1 protein-coding gene is annotated in these 1,219 nt (G+C 57.1%); it reads left to right on the top strand.

Features of this window, described 5'->3' with window-relative positions; all coding sequences use genetic code 11:
• Positions 1 to 100: 100 nt before the first annotated feature.
• Positions 101 to 1,219, top strand: a 1,119-nt coding sequence (locus H4J77_RS19505; protein ID WP_182250116.1) for an ISL3 family transposase, incomplete at its 3' end; no start/stop codon positions are given.

Genomic DNA, 1,219 nt, shown 5'->3' with positions numbered 1-1,219 from the left:
GGTTCATCGCGGATTAGCGGGAATTTAGTAGGGACGGCGGACAAGCTGGGTTAAGTTTGGGTCACCACAACACCAACCAGACCCAACTGCCGCCGTCGCTATGGATGCTAAACTTCTTGACCTCTTCTGGGAAGGGTTTGAGCTGGAGAGCCATGAACAGCTCGATGCTCAGAACCTCTGTCTTCGCCTGACACCCAAACCCTCGCAGCCGCCGTTCTGTAGCGGTTGCGGGCAGAGTACACCCCTCATTCACGATGTTAACCGACGCCGGGTGCGCGAGCGCGACCTGTTCGGTTACCGCGTGTGGTTGGATGTCCCGGTGCGGCGGGTACGCTGCCCGCGCTGTGGAACGCGCCGGGAGCAGATTCACTGGCTGGCAGGCCGGCGGGCGCTCACACAAGGCATGGTCGGCTATATCGAATCCCTCGTTCGTCTTTTGCCTATCAAGCAAGTGGCTGAGCTGCTCGGGCTACACTGGCATACTGTCAAGGACATTGATTACCGGCGCCTGCAGCGGGAGGTTGTCCCGGCGGATCTGAGCCTTGTGCGCCACCTGGTCATGGACGAGTTTGCCTTGTACAAAGGGCACCGTTACGCGACGGTAGTTATCTGCGCGGATACACAGCAGGTGCTCTGGGTTGGTGAAGGTCGTAGCCGTGAGTCAATACAGCCATTCTTCGAATGGATGGGCGAAGCCGTTTGCCAGCGCATTCAAGCTGTTGCCATGGATATGAACACCGCCATGGATCTGGAAGTGCAGCACCACTGCCCACAGGCCCGTGTCGTCTACGATCTCTTTCATGTGGTGGCCAAGTTTGGCCGGGAAGTCATTGATCGGGTCAGAGTCGATCAGGCAAATCAGCTGCGTCACGACAAGCCGGCTCGGAAGGTGGTCAAGCAAAGTCGTTGGCTGCTGCTTAGAAATCGCGCCAACCTCAAGGAGACCCAGGCTATCAAGCTTGCAGAGCTGCTACAGGCGAACCAGCCACTGATGACGGTTTATCTGTTGAAAGACCAACTGAAAGAGCTCTGGTATGCACCCTCTGAAGCAGAAGCCAAACAACGGTGGGAAGACTGGTTCGGGATGGCTATGAGTAGCGACCTTGCTCCTCTGCAGCAGTACGCCAGGCGTCTTGCGGGGTATGTCGACGGGATTATTTCCAGCGCCCTCTACCGGATGAACACCAGTGTTCTGGAAGGCATGAACAACAAGATCAAG

Source organism: Pseudomonas sp. 5Ae-yellow (assembly GCF_014077575.1).
Lineage (GTDB): Bacteria > Pseudomonadota > Gammaproteobacteria > Pseudomonadales > Pseudomonadaceae > Halopseudomonas > Halopseudomonas neustonica.
The sequence above is the reverse complement of the archived record's forward strand: the minus strand, read 5'-3'. Positions and strand labels throughout refer to the sequence as shown.